The sequence below is a fragment of the Priestia sp. YIM B13486 genome (assembly GCF_042787865.1).
GTDB classification, from domain to species: domain Bacteria; phylum Bacillota; class Bacilli; order Bacillales; family Bacillaceae_H; genus Priestia; species Priestia megaterium.
In genome coordinates this window covers 268,911-284,349 of the sequence record NZ_JBHZOZ010000004.1, presented here as the reverse complement: position 1 = coordinate 284,349, position 15,439 = coordinate 268,911, and the positions used below count along the sequence as shown (strand labels likewise).

The following is a 15,439-nucleotide window of genomic DNA, read 5'->3' as shown; positions in this document are numbered from 1 at the left end:
TATGCAGACTGTCAATAAAACAAAAAAGCAGCCATCTCGATTCAAGTCTGTCGGCCTGTTTATCATTCTTTCTGTCTTAATTATAGCGCTGAGTGTGATAAGCCTTAGCTTAGGAGACATTAACATACCTCCTCTAGACATTATTACGTCTTTTATTGGTATTGGCGATCCTGACTTGACGTCCATTTTAGTAGAATTTCGTCTGCCTCGTATTTTGCTGGCTATTTTAACAGGAGTCGGCCTAGCTGTGTCCGGAGTCGTCGTACAGTCCATTATGAGAAATCCGCTCGCTAGTCCAGATACATTAGGTCTATCAAGCGGATCAGGATTAGCAGCTGTTGCAGTCACTATTTTACTGCCTTTAGCAAGCCCATCTGTTTTATCTGTCGCTGCGTTTGCAGGAGGCTCGCTTGTCTTTGTAATCGTCTATTTGCTTGCTTATAAAAAAGGAGTAGAACCTATTCGATTTGCATTAATAGGTGTAGCAGTCAGCGCTTTTTGTTCATCCGGTATTCACTTGTTAATTTCAAAAGCAAATCCAAACGTAAATGCGGCACTGATTTGGCTGAGCGGCAGCTTATGGGGAAGAACATGGGATCAATTAATTGGTTTACTTCCCTGGGTCGTTATATTAGTACCGTTGATTTGGCTGTTAGCTGCTCGGTTAGATTTAATTCATTTAGGTGATGAAGTGGCTCGAGGACTAGGGGCTAGAGTAGAGTTAATTCGTCTAGTATTGCTGGCAAGCGCAGTGGCAATGACGGCTGCGGTTGTATCGGTGGTTGGCACAATTGGCTTTGTAGGGCTTATTATTCCTCATGTGGCCAAACGGTTAGTGGGACCGAGACACAAAAAATTGATTCCTACAGCCGCTTTGCTTGGCGCTTTGTTTGTATTAGCAGCAGATTTAATTGGGAGAGGAATTGCTCCTCCGATTGAAATTCCCGCTGGATTAATCATTGGCATTATCGGCGCTCCGTATTTTCTTTATTTACTGTGGAGAGAATCTAAAAAATGAGGCTGTGACAAAAGTAGTGTAGTTAAAGTTAAACACGAACTATTCATCAAAAATGGATGAATAGTTCGTGTTTTTTTGTAATCATGGTGAACGTAGGTTTCATATATGCAGGTGCTTCTAGCTGTTGTTTGTAGAGCAAGGCGAAGACTCCTGCGGGAAAAGCGCAACAGGTGAGACCCCGCAGGAGCGCAAGCGACGAGGAGGCTCAGCGGGCGCCCGCGGAAAGCGAAGCCTTTCACGGAAATCAACAGCGGTGTCACAAGCAGTCCAACTCATTGCTCGTCTTTAGATTGGGTTCATTTCGTTATGTCCCAATCTCATTTTTATTCCAAATGAATTTTTGGGAATGGAATATGCGGAGGCTCTTCTAGCCATCCTTGTTCAATGCTTATTCTTGATACTTCTTTGGCGTATTCCAAAATTTCATTCGTGAAGTTTGTATAGTTTAAAGCGAGATCTAAACGCGGGCTCGTTGACATCGCCAGCCCGTATCCACGTACATTTTCAGTAATCATCGCAGCCAGGTGAAACATCATGAGTTTTTCTGAAAATGGAGGAACGGAAGACTTTTCTACTCCGTAATCCCACTTCATTGTGACCGGTATGTTTTCTACCATTAGCGGTTGTGACAGGGATTCAATGTGCTGCTGTACCTGCTCTCTACCTTTTAACAAAAAAGCTTGAATTTCCTGAGAAGGAGCTGTTTGAGCAAACCCTAAAATTAAATCCTTTGCAATTAAGTTCGTCTGTATGCTTGACACGATATGAGAAATTTCAATGACCGTTAACGGCCGCTTTTCATCAAAATAGCTTCCTAAGAAGAGTTCTTTATCGTTCATATCAGACGCATCTGCAATAGGAATAGGAGGAAGCTCTATAAAAATTTGTTTTTCTAACAGCAAATCTGTAATCGTTTGATTAAGCTTTTCTGCTTTTAATAGCAAGCTGCGAAAAAAAGATCGTACATCACTTCTTGCGGCAACATCGACGCCCGTAGTTGCTGATAGCAGAAGGACATTTGAAATATGCTTCAAATAAAGCAAATAAAAAGAATCCGAAAATAATTTTGGAGCTTCAATATTAAGGTCTTCTTCGCCGAAACCTAGCGGGATTGGCATATTTTCTTTTAAAAAGATAGCAGTGAGCGCATCACTGTTTTTTGTTGTGATATGCAGTGTACCTTGAATCGCTTTTTGAATATCTAAATCGTCTACATGACACAGAAAATGTTTAAGCATACAAGAAATTGCTTTATCGTTCATATATTGCTTCCAAATAACAGCCATCTCGGCGGCTGATAGTGGAGAAAATGATTGATTGTTCATAATAAACTCCTCATATATAGATAAATAACAAGTTTCTAAAAGGTTATCAACTAGTATAAGTCAAAGGAAGTAAGATAAACACTATAGAAAGTAAAAAAGGTATCAACATTTTACTATAAGAGTAACCGTCATGCATAATTTAAAGGTTCTTTTAGGAAAAGAAGAGTTCAACCGCTTCTTTCTTGCAAAGCAGAAATAAAACCGAAATAATAAATGAAGAAAGTTAGGCAAGAAAGGAGTTTCATTATATGCCAGAAGGTCCAGAAATTAGACGAGCAGCCGATGAAGTGGAAAAAGCGATTATTAGTCTTCCCGTTAGAGAGATATGGTTTGCTTTTCCATCTTTACAGCATTACGAAGAAGTATTAACGGGTGCTCGTATTAAAAGGGTAGATACAAAAGGGAAGGCTATGCTTATTCGTTTTGACAATGGCTATACCATTTATTCACATAATCAGCTTTATGGAAAATGGTATGTACGTTCATCTTACAATTATCCATCTACAAACAGACAGCTGCGTCTTGCTATTCATAATGAAAAAAAATCAGCGCTGCTCTATAGCGCTTCTGATATTGAAGTATTGCGTGATGAAGAAGTTTCTGCTCATCCTTTTGTATCAAGAGTAGGTCCGGATATTTTAAGTGAAGAAGTAACGGCAGAAGAGCTTTTAGATCGCTTTTACTCTAAGTCATTTTACCGCAGAAAATGGGCGTCACTGCTGCTAGACCAAAGCTTTATAGCGGGGATTGGAAATTATTTGCGCAGTGAAATCTTATTTGTAGCGGGAATTAATCCTGCAGCTCGTCCGGTAGACTGCACGGAAGAACAGCTTAAAAAGGCAGCTGAAGCAACCATTTCTCTTGTCAAACGGTCCTATGAAACAGGTGGCATTACAAATGATGTAAAGCTTGCTGAAACGTTAAAAAAGAAAGGCCAAAAGCGCTCTGAATACCGCCACTGGGTTTTTAACCGTGAAGGAGAAGCTTGCCGAATTGACGGCACGCCTATCTTAAAAGTGCAAGCTGCTTCTAGAAGGCTTTATTACTGTCCTACTTGTCAAAAATAGCAGGATATATTTATTCTGCTATTTTTTTGATGTAGGAATGAATGACTGTTCATTTTTTGTGATATAGTTAAAAAGTAAAGTCATAATCTTAAGGGGAGGGATAAGATGGAATGTAAAACAGGAGATACATTTACGTGGCAAAGAACGTTTCAAGAGGAAGAAATCATGCAGTTTGCGGAGATGACTGGAGACCGGGGCAAACATCATATAGAACGTGACGAAAAAGGGCGGATAATGGTGCATGGACTTATGACTGCTAGTATTGGAACAAAAATAGGAGGAGACTTAAACTACATTGCAAGAGAAATGGTGAGTGAATTTCTTCGTCCAGTTTTTGCAGGAGATACAGTTACCTGTGAATGCATATTAACTGAAGTAGAAAAAGCAGATGGTTTTAAAAAAGTGAAAATCAAATCAGTGTATCGAAATCAACAAGGTAAAGAAGTACTGATAGGGACAAGTAATGGAGTTATTAGAGATTAAAATGAAAACGCTAACAAAAAATAAGTTATGAATGTTGTTAGAAAAGTCACGGATTCGTGACTTTTTTATTATGCAATTTCCTTCTTTTGTTGGTTACCATTTAAATGTAAATATGGTAATTTAGTAAAGTTGAGTTTCGCAAATGGTAAAAATGTGTATTTACTAAGTACATAGATTCTTATTTTTGGAAAAATATTTAAAAAAGGAGTTTCTTATATGAAAAAAATAATGAATACAGGCTTAGCACTATCATTCGCTCTATTGCTTTCGGCATGTGGGATGCCGTCTTCAGAGGAATTAACGGGTGACGTGAAAGAAGCACAAGAAAAGGTGAAAAATGTTCAAGTGAAAGTCACTGGAAAAGCAGAAGGATCCTCTGATTACCAAGTAAACGGAGTACAAGAGTTTGATTTTAAAAGTAAAGCAGGTTACATTAACACAAAAATGAACGGCGAAGAATTGAAGATGTATCATGATGGTGATGAAACGCTAGCTGTGGCTGGAGAAGAAAGCACAAAAGTACAGGGAGAAGAAAAAAAGTACGTTGCGGCTTTAATTAATAACGCTATGGAGCTTCAACAAAATCCAATACGCTACTATCAAAAATATGATAAAAATCTTCCAAATGAATTTGGCGTCACCGAAAAAGACAAAGAGTATGTATTAACATTTAACGGAGACAAAGACAAAAAGCAAAAAATTGTAGCAGGTGATGCTAAAGCTTATTATAAAATAACAAATCAAGGCAGCGATACCGCTGTAGACCTTGACCAAATTAAGGGAAAAGATTTTTCGCTTGTTGTGACAATTGATAAAGAAACGAAGCAAATAAAGAAAGTAGTAAAAAATCAGTCGTATTCAGTTAAAGTAGACGGGAAAACAGAAAACTCAAAGTCTAAGCAAACGTATACGTATACATATAACCAATTAGACAATGTAACAAAACCAAAAGTGGAAGCAAAAGCCGCTGCTGCTTCTAAAGATAGCAGCACCGAAACGCCAAGTAAGGAAAAGCAAGCTGCCTATGCCAAGGAAGCAGGACAATACGTGGATGCTTTAATTCAAGCAACTGTTTATCAAAATACAGATCAATTTGTTGCTAAACATCCGAATCAGCAAGATAAGAAACAGGTGAAAGAAAAAGGGGAGTTCCAAAAGAGTTCGTTTGTAGAGTTTTTTGAAACGAATTTTAAAGGTGCTTTATCATCATTGAGCTCAAATATAACCGACGAGCAGTTAAACGAAGTAAGCAGCGCTTTTCTAAAAGCTCTTTCATCTACAAAATATAAAATTAAAGATGCAGCGTATAGTGATGAAGATGATGCGTACGTCGTACAAGTCGAAATTCAAGGATTTAACGATGCAAGTGTATTAGCGGAAGTCATGACACCACTTGCAGAAAAATATCAGGCGGGTGAGCTGAGTAACGAGCAGTTAGTAAACGAACTTATTAACGGAGTGGCAAAACGCTATCGTGAGCCAGTTGAATTACTTCCTGCAAAAACAGTCCCTGTACACGTCGTAAGAAATGGTGAACAAGATTACGAAGTTTTAATGCAAGATGAGTATCTGTTAACATTTGCTCAACAATCATAAATAGACATAAAAAAAGATTTTAGCTATATGCCTGAAGTCTTTTTTTGTGTTTTTTAAAATATAATTTTAAAAAATAAAATAAATTATTGAAATTATATTTCAAACGAATTATAATAGCCATAACTTCACTATATGATGAAAAAGGAGCCCAAAAGATGAATGAACAGCTTACGTTATTAACAACAGAGTCCCAAAACGAACACACAATGAAGATAGATACAGCTAGTACAAAGGAAATTTTAAACATAATGAATAATGAAGATCAAAAAGTGGCGCTGGCTGTACAAAAAGTACTTCCAGACGTAGAGGTGGCAGTTGAATTTGTAAGTGAATCGTTTCAAAAGGAAGGCCGGCTTATTTATGCCGGAGCAGGAACAAGCGGGAGGCTGGGAGTATTGGATGCTGTTGAATGCCCGCCTACTTTCAGTACCAATCCCAATCAGGTACAGGGATTGATGGCTGGAGGAGAAAAAGCATTTGTTAAAGCAGTTGAAGGTGCTGAAGATAACGAAGAATTGGGAGCAGCAGATTTACAAAAAATTCATTTGAATGAACGAGACACAGTCATTGGAATTGCTGCAAGCGGACGCACTCCTTATGTGATTGGTGCATTAAGATATGCAAAATCTGTAAAAGCTAAAACGGTGGCGCTGTCTTGCAATGGTAATTCTCTTATTGGAAAAGAAGCGGACCATAGTATTGAGGTGATAGTAGGTCCGGAAGTGCTAACAGGTTCCACAAGGTTAAAAGCAGCAAGCGCTCATAAAATGATTCTCAACATGATTTCTACAGCGGCTATGATCAAAGTAGGAAAAGCGTATGAAAACTTAATGATAGATGTTCATGTGAGTAATGAAAAGCTTAAAGAACGAGCAATAGGTATTATTTGTAAAATTACGGGTGTTTCTTATGAGCAAGCAAGTCGAACGCTTGAAGAAGCAAATAATGAGGTAAAAACAGCAGTGGTTATGATCAAAACAAATGAAAATTATGACACCGCGAAGATGTTACTGAATAATGCGGACGGTTATGTGAGAAAAGCGATTGAACATTACGTATAAAGGAGAGAAACGATGTCAACAGGCGGATTAACAATGATTAAAAACACGGTGGCTAAGCTTCCTGATTCGGAGAGGAAAATTGCTGAATATATTTTAAACAACCCGCATACTGTGGTAAACAGTACGGCTGGGGAACTAGGTAGACTAGCGAATGCGAGCAGTGCTGCTGTTATTCGTTTGTGTAAATCTATCGGGGTTAGCGGGTTTCAAGAATTAAAGGTAAGAGTAGCCGGTGATTTAGCTAGAGATACGGAGCAAGGATACCGCGATATTGAAACAAATGAAACGATTCAATCTATTGTCAAAAAAACGGCAAGCAACAGCATTCAAAGTCTAAGTGATACGGCCGAGCTTGTGAATTACAAAGAAGCAGAGCGGGCTGTTTTGGCGCTGATTGAAGCTAAAAACATTCATTTTTTTGGAATCGGTGCTTCACATATTATTGCTATGGATGCGCAGCAAAAATTTCTTCGAATTAATAAAAATGCGACTGCTTTTGCAGATAGCCATCTAGCAGCTACACTTATCGCAAATGCAAGTAAAGACGATGTAGTTGTGGGCATCTCTTTTTCAGGGGAGACTCCTGAAGTAAGCAATGTCTTATCTTTAGCTAAAAATCGCGGAGTAAAGACGATTAGCTTAACCAAGTACGGACAGTCTACCGTTTCGTCTTTAGCTGATATTTGTTTGTATACGTCTTATTCTCAAGAAGCGCCGTTTCGAAGCGCAGCTACATCGTCTCGTTTAGCCCAGCTTTATGTGATTGATGTGTTATTTTTAAGTATTGCAGCGCAGCAGTATGACCAGACGATTGAGTATATTGATAAAACAAGGGATGCCATTCAGTTTTTGAAAACTAAGAAATAAAAAAAGAAAACGATTACAAAAGAGGGTTTTGTGGTCTGTTTCCTCAGTACCGTGTCCATCTAAGAGGAAAATACAAAGGGGGATTAACATGTCTGTAGATAATCATCAATTAGCAAAGGTTATTTTGGAGATGCTTGGGGGAGCATCAAATATTGAAGCGTATACGCATTGTATGACTCGGCTGCGCGTGACTGTAAAAGATGATTCAATTGTAAAAAAGGCAGATATACGAAAGCTTGAAGGCGTACTTGGATTAGTTGAAGAAGAAACGCTGCAAATCATTATTGGTCCTGGAAAAGTAAACAAAGTAACAGAGGAATTTGGAAAGTTAATTGATGAATCTGGCGGTATTAATTTAGAAAATCGTGCGGCTCAGCGGAAATCGGAGCTGAAAGAAAAAAATGCAACGCCGTTTAAGCTCTTGCTTCGCCGAATTGCGAGTATTTTTATTCCGTTAATACCTGCTCTTGTAGCATCTGGACTTATCACCGGAGTGACAAAAGCAGCTGTTCAAGCGAAGTGGCTTCCGGCAGATTCACAGATTGCTATTCTTTTAACCGTTATCGGAAGCGGCTTATTTGCTTATCTTGGTATTTTAGTAGGTATTAATGCGGCAAAAGAATTTGGTGGTTCGCCGGCTCTAGGAGGCTTAGCCGGTATTTTAGTCATTAATCCTACCGTAGCTGATATTAAACTTTTTGGTGAAGCACTTTTGCCGGGACGGGGCGGCTTAATAGGCGTATTGCTTGCAGCAATCTTTATGGCCGTAGTGGAAAAACGAGTGCGTAAATTTGTCCCTCAGTCACTGGATATTATTATTACACCGACCGTTACGGTGTTAATTACAGGCATTATTACGTATGTAGTGTTCATGCCAATCGGAGGTTTGATTTCAGATGGAATCACAAAAGGCCTTTTAGGAGTTTTAGAGGTTGGAGGAGTTGTAGCAGGCTTTGTTTTAGGAGCAACGTTCTTGCCGCTTGTCATTACAGGACTGCATCAAGGTCTTACTCCTGTTCATTTAGAGCTTATCAATTCAATTGGAGATGATCCGCTTCTTCCTATACTAGCAATGGGCGGAGCCGGTCAGGTAGGTGCTGCTTTTGCTATTTATATCAAAACGAAGAAAAAACGTTTAAAGCGAGCAATTGGAGGCGCTCTTCCTTCAGGGCTGCTTGGAATCGGAGAGCCGCTTATTTTTGGAGTCACACTTCCTTTAGGGCGTCCATTCTTAACCGCTTGTCTCGGAGCTGGAATCGGCGGAGCGTTTCAGGCGCACTTTCATATTGCAACTGTAGCGGTGGGGGTATCAGGTTTACCGCTTACGTTTTTAGTTCATGCGCATCAAATTCTTCTTTATTTACTTGGATTAGTTGTTGCTTATGCAGCAGGCTTTGTTTGTACCTATTTCTTTGGATTTAACGATGAAATGGCGAGGGAGTTTGAATGATCGGTATTTCGTTTTATTTAAATGATAGTGATGCCCCCGAAAAATTAATAGAAGCGAGTGAGTGCGGGGTTACACGTGCATTCACTTCGCTTCACATTCCAGAAGAAAAAGGGGATTTGGCTGAACGGGCAAAAGAATTGCTTCATGTGGCTAGAGATTGTGGAATAAGCGTGTATGCAGACGTATCTAAGCATACGCCAGTTCATTTAGGTATTGAAAGCCTTATGTCGCTATCTTCACTTGGCGTATCTGGTATTAGACTAGACGATGGCTTTAGCGCAGAAGAAACTCTTTCGCTTGCGAATGAATTTTATATTGCTGTTAATGCAAGTACGTTATCCAAACAAGAAATTGAAGCACTCTTATCTGCAGGTCTTCATCATCATCAGCTACTTGCATGGCATAATTTTTATCCGCGGCCTGAAACAGGGCTTGAAGAAACGTTTTTTCAACAGCAGACAGATTTATTTAATGAACTTCGTATTCCAATCTGCGCTTATATTCCTGGAGAAGACGAAAAAAGAGGCCCTATTTATCAAGGTCTTCCTACTAGAGAAAAAGACCGTAATAGATGTCCTTTTACCTCTGCAGTAGATTTATACGGATGCGGAGTAGCAGAGGTTTATATTGGAGATCCATGCGCCGGTTCAAGTTTATTAAAGCGTTTGGTTCAATATCAAGAAAGCCGTATTATTCCGCTGCGCATTCGTTCACCTCATATAGAGGGAACGTACAGCGTGCGTCCGGATGTATCAAAAGACGTTCTGCGTTTAGTTGATACTCGATCTGTAAAACCAGTACCGCCATTTCATACAGTAGAGCGCAGAATGGGAGCAATTACAATGGACAATGATGGCTACGGACGTTACAGAGGAGAGGTTCAAATAGCTAAAACGAATTTGCCTGCAAATGCTAATGTGAATGTGATTGGGTATGTAATAGAAGAAGATCATGAGCTGCTTTCGTTAGTGAGACCGGGGCAAAAACTTGAGCTTATTCCTGTCTAAATAGATGAATATAGGATAAAAATATTTTAGTTGAAGTTAAATGCGAGCTATTAATTGGTAGTTCGTATTTTTTATGGTAAACATAGATTTCATGTGTTTAGTTCCTTCTAGCTGTTGATTGGAGAGAGAGGCGAAGACTCCTGCGGTAAAAGCGGAAGAGATAAGACACCGCAGAAGCGCAAGCGACGAGGAGGCTCATCGACCTCCTGCGGAAAGCGAAGTTTTGCACGGAAATCAATAGCAGTGTAAGAAGCAGTCCAACTCATTAATCCCCTTTGTTCGCCTTTAGCCTAGATTGGTTGCGTTATGTCCCAGCCTCTTTTATGTAAGATGAAAATAAAAAAAGAATTGTCAAACTAAAATGAAAGCGTTATACTGAGTTTAGTAAAACGTTAAACTAAAAATGGAGATGGTCATCTGGTTACCATTAAAGATATTGCAAAAGCAGCAGATGTTTCAATTACGACTGCCTCCCTCATTTTAAATAACAAGCCGGGAGCAAGCAGAATTTCTGAAGCTACTAAACTGCGTGTAATTGCAGCTTCGAAAAAATTAGGCTATATTCCCAACATGTCTGCGCGTAACTTACGTGGACAAGACAAATCAGCGCAGCTAACAATTGCTCTTATTTGGCCAATTGATACGCGCGTCTCGTTAGTGGGACGTATTCTTACAGGTATTCAAAGCTACATAGCTTCATTAAAAAGCGGTCCTACTATTAAATTATTAGTCGAAACGTTTCAAAATGAAGAAGGTATTTCCTCTGTAAAAGGTCTTCAAACATCTTCATATTTTAACGGGGCGATCATTGCAAATACAACGGAAGTTGATGAGGCGTATATTCACCGATCAAAACCTGGTGTTCCGATTGTTTTATTTAATCGTGTATCATCTATATACTCTGTTATACAATCCAAAAATTATGAAGCAGGTCAAGCAGTAGCAGATCATTTTATTCATAATCATCATCAGCACATTAGTATTTTAGTTCCAGACGTGTCTTCACAGGCTTTAGAAGCAGGAGTAAAAGGTGTGACAGATAGAATTGAACAGACTGATGTTACGTATTGTCACCATTACTGTTCATACACAGAACAAGGTGGCTATGACAGCATCAAACAGCTTATTGAACAAGGACAAGTTCCAACCGCTGTGATTTGTTTGAGTGACCATGTTGCATTAGGAGCTCTTTCTGCTCTTAATGACTACGGCATCTCTGTACCAGCTGATTGTGAAGTGATGGGATTTGATAACCAAGAGTTCTCTAAATTTACTAACCCAAAACTTTCGACTGTCAATTTGCCGGTAGAGAAAATGGCTTATTGTGCAGGGGAGCTTTTAGTTAAAACAATTTCTGATCCATATGGGGATGTGGACCAACAGATATTTGATCTGGAAATTATTCACCGTAATACCACGAGAATCAAATAAAAAGCAATGCCATTCACAAGGTCTCTTTAAAAAGAGACCGATTTAGAAAAATATAAGAGCAAGCTTTTTATTTTTTTATTAGTAAAACGTTGTACTAAAACGTTTTACTAACTATAGAGTAATTCACTACTAACAAAGGGGAGAAGAAAATGAAACATTTATACGGAGTTACAACAGCAATGGTTACACCGTTTGCTAAAACGGGTGAAGTAGATTTAGAGAAAGTAGTAAGTTTAACAGAGTTTTTAATTTCAAAAGGAGTGCACTGCCTGTATCCGCTTGGTACAACAGGAGAGATGCTTCGTCTATCTGTCAAAGAAAGAAAGCAAGTGGCAGAAACAGTAGTGAAACAAGCGGCTAATCGTGTAACCGTATTCATACACGTGGGAGCTATGAACGAAGAAGATACCATTGAGCTTGCAAGACATGCCTATGAAGTTGGCGCCGACGGTATCGGAGTGGTTACGCCTATGTTTTTTGGGGCCAATGATAATGAGCTAGAAACGTATTTTACGAAAGTAGCACATAGTGTCCCAGAGGATTTCCCCGTATATTTATATAATATACCTCAGTGTTCAAGCAATGATTTGACGGCAGAGGTAGCTCAAAAAGTAGCAGAGACATGTAAAAATGTAATTGGTATTAAATATAGCTATCCTGACTATTTACGCGTAAATGATTATTTAAATATTAACGATGGAAACTTCTCCGTTCTTCCCGGAACCGATCGTTTATTTTTAGCGGCTCTGGCCATGGGATGTGAAGGAGTTGTATCCGGTGTATCCGGTGTTTATCCCGAACCGTTTGTAGAGACTTATAATGCATTTAAAGCGAATGATTTAGAAAAGGCGAGAAAGATGCAAAAAGTCGCTATTCAATATTGTGAAGCTCTTTTGAACGGAAGCAACATGTCTTATTTTAAAGAAGCATTAAAATTAAGAGGCATTGACGTTGGTGGCATGAGATCTCCTCAAATAGATTTAACAGAAGAAGAAGTCAAAAAATTAGATAATAAACTAAATAGCATTCGTCCAAAGAGCAGTGTTTAATCATTGATTCATGTTCTAAATAAGCTCACGCAATTCTAGTGAATAGGGCTGTTTGAGTACAAGCACGCAGCTCGTTCACTCTAACTATTAAAGTTATGGAGGGATATTCTATGGCGATTACATCTAAAATAAATGAAAGCGTTAACAATAATTTCGATCCTGTAAAAAAGGATGTAAAAAAGACGAATATACGCTGGTGGCTCATTACTGTATTGTTAATCGGAGCAGTTGTTAACTATTTGGACCGCTCCAATTTAAGTATTGCTAATACTACAATTGCCAAAGAGTTTGGGCTGTCTTCTACACAAATGGGTCTTTTGCTTTCAGCTTTTCTATGGCCATACGCCTTAGCAAATCTACCTGCCGGCTGGTTGGTTGATAAATATGGACCCAAAAAAATGTTTGCATGGGCATCCGGACTATGGTCTGTGGCAACGGTAGCAAGTGCCTTTACTAACACGTATTCAGCTCTTTATGCTATGAGAATGCTTCTAGGTGTATCGGAATCTCCTTTTTTTACATCGGGAATTAAAGTGACGGAAAGGTGGTTTAAAAAAGAAGAGCGCGGCTTGCCTACGTCTATTATTAACACAGGGTCTCAAATTGCTAATGCAATTGCTCCGCCGCTGTTAACAGTATTGCTTTTAACAATGAGTTGGAGAGGAATGTTTATTGTTATAGGAGCAGCCGGCTTTATTGTGATGTTTGTTTGGCTAAAGATCTATCGTGATCCAGATCATATCGCCAATAAAGTGAAAACTGCCCCTAAAGAAGAAACGGAAATCAGTCCTATCTCACAAGCAAAATGGTCACAGCTTTTTAAATATAAAAGCACATGGTTTATGATTATCGGGAATTTCGGAATTATGTTTACGATTTGGGTTTATTTAACTTGGCTTCCAAGCTATTTAGAAACAGAGCGCGGTTTTAGCCTAAAACAAACGGGCTGGATTGCTGCTATTCCGTTTCTAGCTGGAATTATAGGAGTTTTACTTGGCGGTGCAATTTCTGATCGATTTATTCGAAAAGGAGTTCCTGCAGTAACAGCAAGAAAAATTCCAATTGTAGGCGGGGCGATCTTAGCAGCAGCATCGGTGGCACCCGTTCCTTTCATTGATAATGCAGCTTTGAGTATTGTCTTATTATCCATTGGCTACTTCGCGTCACAGCTGCCATCAGGTGTCATTTGGACTCTAGCGGCGGATGTTGCACCGAAGGAACAAGTTGCTTCACTCGGCGCTATTCAGAACTTTGGAGGGTTTTTAGGAGCAGCAATGGCTCCTATCGTAACGGGATTTATATTAGATGCAACCGGAACTTTTACAGCGGTGTTCCTATTAGGCGCAGGACTGCTTTTAATTGGCGCTATTAGTTACGGTGTATTTTTAAAGAAGCCGATAGCTAACTAGTAAGCTTATAAAAGTAAAGAGCACACACTGCTTAAAAAAGGTGTGTGCTTTTTATTTTACTAAAAAGGAAACTATTTTCATTGCTGAATCATGAACCTTTCTATTGAATAAAACGCTTTACTATGATAAAACTATTACAGGTAAACATATGATAATCGTTTAATTTTATAGAGATACAACGCCACTAGGGGTGCTTTCTAAGCTGAGAGAGACGAGAAGTCTTAACCCTTATAACCTGAACTAGGTAATACTAGCGTAGGAAAGAGGTATTGTAATGGATGTTTTGTATGGTATTTCCTTACGAACTCGTTATAATAATTTTTTGTATATAAACAAAAACACTTCTTTCCTGCGAAAGAAGTGTTTTTTTATGCGTAAAGGAAGGTGTCATACATGGAAGAAACAATTGATTTGATTGTCAAACAGGTAGAGGAGCGCAAAGGGGAGCTAATCCAGTTAGTAAAAACGCTTGTTTCATATAAAACGCCGGCGCCTCCTGCACGAAATTCTCATGAAGCGCAGCGTTACGTAGCAGATTTCCTTAAAAACTGCGGTTTTTCCATCGATATGTGGGATTTATATTGCAACGATCCTATTGTAGTGGGCACGTTAAAAGGGAAAAAATCAGCTGACTATCAAAGCTTAATTATTAACGGGCATATGGATGTAGCTGAGGTACAAGAAAATGAAAAGTGGGAGACAAATCCGTTTGAAGCTGTGGTAAAAGACAACATGATAATCGGACGCGGAGTTGCTGATATGAAAGGCGGCTTGGCAGGAGCATTATTTGCAGTCCAGCTTTTAACAGAAGCAGGAATCGAACTGCCGGGAGACTTGATTTTTGAATCCGTTGTAGGAGAAGAAGTGGGAGAGGCAGGTACGCTGCAATGCTGTCAGAAAGGATATACAGCTGACTTTGCGCTTGTTGCTGATACGAGTGATTTACATATTCAAGGTCAAGGCGGAGTGATCACGGGATGGATTACGATAAAAAGCAGTAAAACCTATCATGACGGTACACGCCGAAGTATGATTCATGCTGGAGGAGGTCTGTTAGCTGCGAGTGCTATTGAGAAGATGGCAAAAGTGATCGGAGGGCTGCAAGAATTGGAGCGCCACTGGGCTGTTACAAAAAGCTATCCAGGATTTTTGCCGGGAACAAATACGATTAATCCAGCAGTAATCGAAGGGGGAAGGCATGCTGCGTTTATTGCAGATGAATGCAGGCTGTGGATCACCGTTCACTATTATCCCAATGAATCATACGACCAAGTATCAAAAGAAGTGGAAGAATACATTTTAGCTATTGCAAAAGCAGATCCATGGTTAAAAGATAACCTGCCAACCTTTGAATGGGGAGGCACATCAATGATTGAAGACAGAGGAGAAATCTTCCCGTCATTAGAAATTGATGAAAATCACGCTGGAGTACAGCTGCTTGCAAATACTCATGAACAAATTGAAGGGAAAAAGCCCCCAATCGATGTGTCAACTAGCGTAACAGATGGCGGTTGGCTAGCTGATGCGGGAATTCCGGCAGCTATTTATGGTCCGGGAAATTTAGCAAATGCACATGCTGTGAATGAACAATTAGATATGAATCAGCTTATTCAATATACAAAAGTGATGGTGCAGTTCATTTATACGTGGCTGCATACGCATAAGGAGTGATCATC

General features: G+C 39.3%; 15 protein-coding genes, 1 pseudogene and 1 riboswitch. Of the genes and pseudogenes, 14 read left to right on the top strand and 2 right to left on the bottom strand.

Annotated features, from left to right (window positions below):
- The first annotated feature begins 1 nt into the window (after position 1).
- Both ACFX4G_RS13440 and ACFX4G_RS13435 read left to right on the top strand, forming a co-directional pair.
- Entirely contained in the window at positions 2-1,018 is a 1,017-nt protein-coding gene (locus ACFX4G_RS13440; RefSeq protein WP_013081899.1) for a FecCD family ABC transporter permease, read from the top strand.
- 124 nt (positions 1,019-1,142) lie between these two features.
- Positions 1,143-1,307, top strand: a complete 165-nt coding sequence (locus tag ACFX4G_RS13435) for a hypothetical protein (RefSeq protein ID WP_176521264.1) — start codon at positions 1,143-1,145, stop codon at positions 1,305-1,307.
- 34 nt (positions 1,308-1,341) lie between these two features.
- Here the strand turns inward: ACFX4G_RS13435 and ACFX4G_RS13430 are convergent, their stop codons facing one another.
- Positions 1,342-2,343: a DUF3231 family protein gene (locus ACFX4G_RS13430; RefSeq protein WP_097824244.1), complete on the bottom strand. Its 1,002-nt coding sequence runs from the start codon at positions 2,341-2,343 to the stop codon at positions 1,342-1,344.
- Between the two features lie 248 nt (positions 2,344-2,591).
- Here ACFX4G_RS13430 and nei point away from each other — a divergent pair, with 248 nt between their 5' ends.
- From nei to ACFX4G_RS13395, 7 genes are all read left to right on the top strand, one after another.
- Entirely contained in the window at positions 2,592-3,410 is an 819-nt protein-coding gene (gene nei, locus ACFX4G_RS13425) for an endonuclease VIII (RefSeq protein ID WP_318331006.1), read from the top strand.
- A 105-nt stretch (positions 3,411-3,515) separates the two neighbouring features.
- A complete protein-coding gene (locus tag ACFX4G_RS13420; protein ID WP_043980224.1) occupies positions 3,516-3,893 on the top strand; it encodes an FAS1-like dehydratase domain-containing protein in 378 nt (125 codons plus the stop codon).
- 216 nt (positions 3,894-4,109) lie between these two features.
- A complete protein-coding gene (locus ACFX4G_RS13415; protein ID WP_097824242.1) occupies positions 4,110-5,489 on the top strand; it encodes a DUF6612 family protein in 1,380 nt (459 codons plus the stop codon).
- Between the two features lie 155 nt (positions 5,490-5,644).
- The gene (gene murQ / locus ACFX4G_RS13410; protein ID WP_377575244.1) at positions 5,645-6,550 is read left to right on the top strand and encodes an N-acetylmuramic acid 6-phosphate etherase; all 906 of its coding nucleotides are present in this window, start codon (positions 5,645-5,647) and stop codon (positions 6,548-6,550) included.
- 12 nt (positions 6,551-6,562) lie between these two features.
- Complete coding sequence (locus tag ACFX4G_RS13405) at positions 6,563-7,417, top strand: MurR/RpiR family transcriptional regulator (RefSeq protein ID WP_013081906.1); 855 nt, start codon at positions 6,563-6,565, stop codon at positions 7,415-7,417.
- An 88-nt stretch (positions 7,418-7,505) separates the two neighbouring features.
- A complete protein-coding gene (locus ACFX4G_RS13400) occupies positions 7,506-8,867 on the top strand; it encodes a PTS transporter subunit EIIC (protein ID WP_097824240.1) in 1,362 nt (453 codons plus the stop codon).
- Positions 8,864-9,874, top strand: coding sequence for a MupG family TIM beta-alpha barrel fold protein (locus ACFX4G_RS13395; protein ID WP_377575239.1), 1,011 nt, complete (start codon positions 8,864-8,866; stop codon positions 9,872-9,874). The genes ACFX4G_RS13400 and ACFX4G_RS13395 overlap by 4 nt, the downstream gene beginning before the upstream one ends.
- 107 nt (positions 9,875-9,981) lie before the next feature.
- Here ACFX4G_RS13395 and ACFX4G_RS13390 read toward each other — a convergent pair whose 3' ends face one another.
- Positions 9,982-10,140 carry a hypothetical protein gene (locus ACFX4G_RS13390; RefSeq protein ID WP_377575236.1) on the bottom strand — a complete coding sequence of 53 codons (159 nt, stop codon included), beginning with the start codon at positions 10,138-10,140 and terminating at the stop codon, positions 9,982-9,984.
- A gap of 151 nt (positions 10,141-10,291) precedes the next feature.
- On the opposite strand from ACFX4G_RS13390, the pseudogene ACFX4G_RS13385 reads away from it, so the two are divergent.
- The 5 genes and pseudogenes from ACFX4G_RS13385 to ACFX4G_RS13365 all read left to right on the top strand — a co-directional run.
- A pseudogene (locus tag ACFX4G_RS13385) lies at positions 10,292-10,432 on the top strand (LacI family DNA-binding transcriptional regulator); the annotation flags it as partial.
- A gap of 12 nt (positions 10,433-10,444) precedes the next feature.
- Positions 10,445-11,305 (top strand): LacI family DNA-binding transcriptional regulator, encoded by an 861-nt coding sequence (locus tag ACFX4G_RS13380; protein ID WP_230183645.1) that lies wholly within the window; start codon positions 10,445-10,447, stop codon positions 11,303-11,305.
- A gap of 149 nt (positions 11,306-11,454) precedes the next feature.
- Complete coding sequence (locus tag ACFX4G_RS13375) at positions 11,455-12,354, top strand: dihydrodipicolinate synthase family protein (protein WP_377575233.1); 900 nt, start codon at positions 11,455-11,457, stop codon at positions 12,352-12,354.
- 110 nt (positions 12,355-12,464) lie between these two features.
- The gene (locus ACFX4G_RS13370) at positions 12,465-13,763 is read left to right on the top strand and encodes an MFS transporter (protein WP_377575230.1); all 1,299 of its coding nucleotides are present in this window, start codon (positions 12,465-12,467) and stop codon (positions 13,761-13,763) included.
- A gap of 176 nt (positions 13,764-13,939) precedes the next feature.
- Positions 13,940-14,042: riboswitch (TPP riboswitch) on the top strand.
- A gap of 114 nt (positions 14,043-14,156) precedes the next feature.
- Entirely contained in the window at positions 14,157-15,434 is a 1,278-nt protein-coding gene (locus ACFX4G_RS13365) for an acetylornithine deacetylase (protein WP_318331008.1), read from the top strand.
- Positions 15,435-15,439: the final 5 nt, after the last annotated feature.

Excerpts from the sequence above, each read along its gene's own strand:
- ACFX4G_RS13440 (WP_013081899.1), top strand. The coding sequence starts at position 2 with ATGCAGACTGTCAATAAAACAAAAAAGCAGCCATCTCGATTCAAGTCT.
- ACFX4G_RS13405 (WP_013081906.1), top strand. The coding sequence starts at position 6,563 with ATGTCAACAGGCGGATTAACAATGATTAAAAACACGGTGGCTAAGCTT.
- ACFX4G_RS13415 (WP_097824242.1), top strand. The coding sequence starts at position 4,110 with ATGAAAAAAATAATGAATACAGGCTTAGCACTATCATTCGCTCTATTG.
- nei (WP_318331006.1), top strand. The coding sequence starts at position 2,592 with ATGCCAGAAGGTCCAGAAATTAGACGAGCAGCCGATGAAGTGGAAAAA.
- ACFX4G_RS13430 (WP_097824244.1), bottom strand. The coding sequence starts at position 2,343 with ATGAACAATCAATCATTTTCTCCACTATCAGCCGCCGAGATGGCTGTT.
- ACFX4G_RS13365 (WP_318331008.1), top strand. The coding sequence starts at position 14,157 with ATGGAAGAAACAATTGATTTGATTGTCAAACAGGTAGAGGAGCGCAAA.
- ACFX4G_RS13390 (WP_377575236.1), bottom strand. The coding sequence starts at position 10,140 with ATGAGTTGGACTGCTTCTTACACTGCTATTGATTTCCGTGCAAAACTT.
- ACFX4G_RS13375 (WP_377575233.1), top strand. The coding sequence starts at position 11,455 with ATGAAACATTTATACGGAGTTACAACAGCAATGGTTACACCGTTTGCT.
- ACFX4G_RS13380 (WP_230183645.1), top strand. The coding sequence starts at position 10,445 with ATGTCTGCGCGTAACTTACGTGGACAAGACAAATCAGCGCAGCTAACA.
- ACFX4G_RS13395 (WP_377575239.1), top strand. The coding sequence starts at position 8,864 with ATGATCGGTATTTCGTTTTATTTAAATGATAGTGATGCCCCCGAAAAA.
- ACFX4G_RS13420 (WP_043980224.1), top strand. The coding sequence starts at position 3,516 with ATGGAATGTAAAACAGGAGATACATTTACGTGGCAAAGAACGTTTCAA.
- ACFX4G_RS13370 (WP_377575230.1), top strand. The coding sequence starts at position 12,465 with ATGGCGATTACATCTAAAATAAATGAAAGCGTTAACAATAATTTCGAT.
- ACFX4G_RS13400 (WP_097824240.1), top strand. The coding sequence starts at position 7,506 with ATGTCTGTAGATAATCATCAATTAGCAAAGGTTATTTTGGAGATGCTT.
- murQ (WP_377575244.1), top strand. The coding sequence starts at position 5,645 with ATGAATGAACAGCTTACGTTATTAACAACAGAGTCCCAAAACGAACAC.